This is a genomic window from Bacillus sp. JJ1609 (assembly GCF_036967045.1).
Classification (GTDB): Bacteria; Bacillota; Bacilli; order Bacillales; family Cytobacillaceae; genus Mesobacillus.
Window position 1 is genome coordinate 167490 of sequence record NZ_JBALSS010000008.1, and the last position, 4764, is coordinate 172253.

5 protein-coding genes are annotated in these 4764 nt (G+C 40.9%); 1 reads left to right on the plus strand and 4 read right to left on the minus strand.

Annotated features, from left to right (window positions below):
* Window positions 1-428 precede the first annotated feature (428 nt).
* The 3 genes from V7654_RS09580 to V7654_RS09590 form a co-directional block, all read right to left on the minus strand.
* Complete coding sequence (locus V7654_RS09580) at window positions 429-1124, minus strand: Type 1 glutamine amidotransferase-like domain-containing protein (RefSeq protein ID WP_335430115.1); 696 nt, start codon at window positions 1122-1124, stop codon at window positions 429-431.
* Window positions 1125-1231: 107 nt separating this feature from the next.
* Window positions 1232-2485 (minus strand): ABC transporter permease, encoded by a 1254-nt coding sequence (locus tag V7654_RS09585; RefSeq protein ID WP_335430233.1) that lies wholly within the window; start codon window positions 2483-2485, stop codon window positions 1232-1234.
* Window positions 2481-3377: an ABC transporter ATP-binding protein gene (locus tag V7654_RS09590; RefSeq protein ID WP_335430116.1), complete on the minus strand. Its 897-nt coding sequence runs from the start codon at window positions 3375-3377 to the stop codon at window positions 2481-2483. Before V7654_RS09590 ends, V7654_RS09585 begins: the two co-directional genes overlap by 5 nt.
* A 148-nt stretch (window positions 3378-3525) precedes the next feature.
* Between V7654_RS09590 and V7654_RS09595 the strand changes: the two genes are divergently transcribed.
* A complete protein-coding gene (locus V7654_RS09595; RefSeq protein ID WP_335430117.1) occupies window positions 3526-3711 on the plus strand; it encodes a YhzD family protein in 186 nt (61 codons plus the stop codon).
* 107 nt (window positions 3712-3818) lie between these two features.
* On the opposite strand, the gene V7654_RS09600 is transcribed toward V7654_RS09595, so the two are convergent.
* On the minus strand, window positions 3819-4610 hold the full coding sequence (locus V7654_RS09600; protein ID WP_335430118.1) for an enoyl-CoA hydratase: 792 nt from the start codon (window positions 4608-4610) through the stop codon (window positions 3819-3821).
* Window positions 4611-4764: the final 154 nt, after the last annotated feature.

The window sequence follows — 4764 nt, forward strand, 5'->3', positions numbered from 1 at the left end:
GATCCCGCAGGAGTCGAGTACCCTCCGCTCCAATCAACAGGTGCTGAAAATCAACATTGTCCTTTTACACAGCCTTCGTTTAAAAAGATATCTTCATGCCCTTCTCACACATTAAGACTCTATGGAAAGAGGCTTACTAAAATTCACCCTCATTCTGCCAGGTTCTCTCCGTAACCGTTGCCGTTTTTTAAACAGCTGTCGTGGTTCACAATTCTTATGACAGTTTTTATGTATTTTCTACTCGATGAGAGCAAGAAAGTTTATTATTTATGAGGAAACAAGACTATCTACGCAAAACAATTCAAAATACGAAAACAATCTTCATCTATTATTTTAACACTCTAAAAATACGAATGCACGTTCTTATCGTTTTGTTTAGAAAAAAAGCTGCAACTCCTTTTTATTTGGGTTGCAGCTTACTCCTCACTCTATCCGAGATACTCTGTATTCAATACTTCTTCTTTCAATTTTCCCTTTATTAATTCGACTTGATAAGCCTTCGCTTCTCGTCTTGAACTTACGGCCTTGTGAAGATCGCTGTCGATAAAATGTAAAGCCGTTCCATCATCTGCTGCAAGTCCTCCATGAATTTGGCCAGCAGAAACAAGTCGCTGGTATGTTGGCCGACGGTCGGTCTCGCCATCATAGTGAGGGCAATTGCTTCCTTTTAAAAATCCAAGGCTTTTTAAAGGCTCAAGGCCTTCGCCAAAGGAGTCAGTAACCCCAGCTTCAAACCAGCAGATCGAGCCCGCACTAATTCCCGCCATCACAATCCCGTCCTCCCATGCTTTTTTGAGGATGACATCAAGACCCCAATCCTTCCAAAGGGCAATCAAGTTTTTAGTATTGCCACCACCTACATAAATGACATCTTTATCCATAACATAGTCTTCTAGATCCCGTGAAGGCGGACTGAATAATGACAAATGGGATGGTACACAATTATGTGACTCAAAGGATTTATAAAACCTCGAAATATAGTTTTCAGAATCCCCGCTCGCAGTTGGAACAAAACATACTTTGGGATTTTGTTTTTTTGTTTGAGCTAAAATATACAAATCCAACAAGGGATTATCTGGTTCCATTGAAAATCCCCCACCGCCAAGGGCAATGATCTGTCTCATCTCAATCACACTCCTTCATTTATATACTTGTTTCAATTCAACAATTTATATGTAAGTTCCTTCTAATAGAAATTCCGCAATTCGTGGAATTGCGGAATTTCTATTGCTTACTCATTTTTCGTTATCTGAAGAGCCTTTTTAATGTCTTTAAAGGAATTGGATTTCCCATACATAAGAACTCCTCCCCGGTAAACCCTTGCGCCGAAAACGGCTAAGAAGAGAATTGTTGCGACAAGGATCGCGATTGATAAGGCAACTTCCCAGAATGGGATATTCAGCATTCCTACACGCAGGAACATAAGCATTGGTGAGAAGAACGGTATGAAGGATGTATATTTTATGAACGGAGCCTCCGGCTGGCCCAATCCAAACATAGCCATCATGAAACCGGCAACAACAAGCATTGTCATCGGTGTGATCATTTGCTGAACATCCTCAATCCGGCTGACCAGGGATCCAAGGAATGCTGCCATCGTAGCATAAAGGAAGTACCCTAAGATAAAAAAGATGACGGCATATGCGATGGTGCTGGCAGGAACATTTCCGAAACCAAAGAAATCAAAGAAGCCGCCTTCCATTGTTTCGAGATTCTGCTTGATTGAAAAGTACCCAACGAGCAGGAGAACCGCCAACTGAGTTAAGCTTAAGAGACCGATGCCTATAATCTTCGCGAACATTTGCTTGATTGGCGAAACACTGGAAATAAGGATTTCCATCACCCTGGATGACTTTTCGGTGGCAACTTCCATTGCAATCATATTCGCATACATGATTACAGCAAAATAAATGATGAACAGCAGGACATAAACAAGACCTCTTGCCTGGTTCAGTTCCTCTTCTGTTTTTGCACCTTTTTCTAAAGCCGATTTTTCAAAATCGACTGGTGCATACAATTTTTCCAGCTGCTTCGGATCAATATCAATCTGATTCGAGGCCATCATCGTTTTTATTTGCTGCAGCGAAGCCTGCAGGTCGGCAGGAACGGTGGAATCCGCAATACTCATTGCTTTATAAGAAGCGGCGGGCAGGCCCTCTTTGTTAAGAGATAGCTCCAGCAACCCTTTATAGTTTCCTTCCTCGACTTCTTTTTTTGCCTGGTTTGCATTTCCATCATATTGTTCAAGAACAATATCCTTATCCGCCGCCTTTATTTGCTCTTTTAGCGGCACAAAGAGCTGCCCAGTTTCATCGATCACAGCAATTGTGTCAGTCGATCCATCTTTATTGAAAAAATCAATGATGTTCGTCATATTAGTCAAAGCCAGCATGATGACTACCGTAATGACTGTCGTCACTAGAAAAGATTTCGTTTTTAATTTGCTCGAATAGGTATGAAATAATATGATGAAAAAGTTATTAATATGAATCACCTACTTTTTCTATAAAAATATCATTCAAGCTAGGTTCCTCTAGGACAAATTTTCGAATAAACCCCTTACCGACAATTTTCTGTAAAACTCCTTCAGCAATTTGCTCCCCCTCAATTTGCAAATGGATACCTTCAGCAGTCTGCTTTGCTTTCGTCACACCCGGATAATCTTTCAGAAAAGCTGTATCAAAATCAGCATGAATCACTAAATTTTTTTTCCCAAAGGAGCGTTTAATTTCCTTTAAAGAACCATGGACCACAGGGCTTCCTTTGTGCATGATGCAAATGTGCTCGCACATCTCCTCCACATGCTCCATTCGATGGCTGGCGAACACAATAGTCGTTCCCCCATTTTTCAGGTCAACCACAGCCTCTTTTAACTGCTCAACATTAACTGGGTCCAGGCCGCTGAATGGTTCATCAAGAATCAAAAGCTTTGGTTTATGAATGACTGCTGCAATGAATTGGATTTTTTGCTGGTTCCCTTTGGAAAGCTCTTCAACCTTTTTATCCGCGTACTCAGGGACCTTGAAACGGTTCAGCCAATGATCCAGCTCTTTGATCGCCGCTTGCTTTTGCATTCCTCTCAGCCTTGCAAGATAGACAATTTGGTCGCGAACTTTAAGCTTCGGATATAATCCTCTTTCTTCCGGCAAATATCCGATTATGCTGCTGGCACTATAATTTATCGGCTTTCCATCCCATGTTATCTTGCCTTCAGATGCATCAAGCAGTCCAAGGATCATCCTGAAAGTTGTCGTCTTCCCGGCACCATTTGCACCAAGGAATCCGAACATTTCTTTTTCTGGTATATTTAGTGAAAGCCTGTTCACTGCTGTAAAACTGCCGAATCTTTTTGTAACATGTTCGAGTTCTAAAACCATTTTGTTTCTCCTCCTTTTCCCCTTACTTATTACGTTTTTTGATTGGAAATAGTTTCATATGTTTCGAGGTATTTTGTTTTGCACAATTAAAAAAATTATGCAAAAATAATAGTAATCATCTGAATTTTTTAACAAAGGGGTATTTGTTATGGAAACTTACAAGCTGACAGCCTTTGAACCAAATGGAGAAAAATTGATCGACGAATCCTTCCAGGCAGGAAACGATGACGAAGCAAAAGAAATAGGTGCAAGAATGCTTGAAGAAAAAAAACTTAGCGACAAAACACACCGCTGCACATCCCCAAGAGGAAAATTGATTTTGTTCCGTCCATAAGTTCAGCTAAAAAAAAGCAAAGAGGTCACCAGAGCCTCTTTGCTTTTTTGATCATTTGCTATTTTGCTTAATTTTAAGTAATCAGGCTTTAAATCTCTGTGTACCTCTTATTTCCCCTTGAAGTCCGGTTTTCTTTTCTCCAAAAATGCTTTGATCCCTTCCTGATGATCCTCTGTCTGGCGCATTTTATACTGGCCATATTTTTCAAGTTCAAGAATTTTCAATAAAGATGGCCTGTTTTTCTCGGCAAGGATTTTTTTCGTCTTGATCATTGCCTGAATCGGTTTACCAAGCCATTCCTGTACCTTGGCTTCTACAGCCCCGGTAAAATCTCCATCCGGAACCTCATCAACTAGTCCAAGTCGATATGCTTCATTCGCGGAAAGTGTCTTTCCGTCCCATATCAGCTGCTTTGCCTTGGATTCCCCGAGACGTTCTTCCATGAAAAAGTGTCCTCCGCCGTCAGGTATCAATCCAATCCCAATGAAATTCATTGCGATTTTACTTGATGGCTCTGCAATTATGTAATCCGTTGCTAGTGCTAGACTGAAACCAAGTCCGGCAGCAGCACCAGTAATTGCGCTTACCGTCACTTTTGGCATGCTGTACAAGGTAACAATCAAGTCATGAATATAATCCATTACATGGTAGATATCGCTTTCATTTGTATTCGAAAGCATCGTCTTAATATCCCCGCCAGCAGAAAACGCACGCCCGGCTCCCTTTATAACGACGATGTCAACTTCATCTGAATTACAGATTTCTTTTAAATTGGCGCTGACTCCCCTAATCATTTCAACATCAAGCGCATTCAATGCCTCCGGCCTGTTTAGCTCCAGAACCGCTACCCGGCCATCAATCATCAGCTTGACAGTTTCAGTGGAAGATTCAATCGTCACCGTGCAACCCCTCCTAAAATTACTTCAATCAATTCTATTATAAAGGGTAAAGCTATATTTAAAAACTATTTTTCTAATTATTTTGATTTTTAAATATTAAGGCTCCGTTAAACAAAGCTGTTGATTTTCGTTCTAGGCGCTTCGCTTTCCGCGG

What these genes read in the sequence shown, in the direction of transcription:
- V7654_RS09580 (WP_335430115.1), bottom strand. Translation starts at nt 1,124, where the DNA reads ATGAGACAGATCATTGCCCTTGGCGGTGGGGGATTTTCAATGGAACCA.
- V7654_RS09590 (WP_335430116.1), bottom strand. Translation starts at nt 3,377, where the DNA reads ATGGTTTTAGAACTCGAACATGTTACAAAAAGATTCGGCAGTTTTACA.
- V7654_RS09595 (WP_335430117.1), top strand. Translation starts at nt 3,526, where the DNA reads ATGGAAACTTACAAGCTGACAGCCTTTGAACCAAATGGAGAAAAATTG.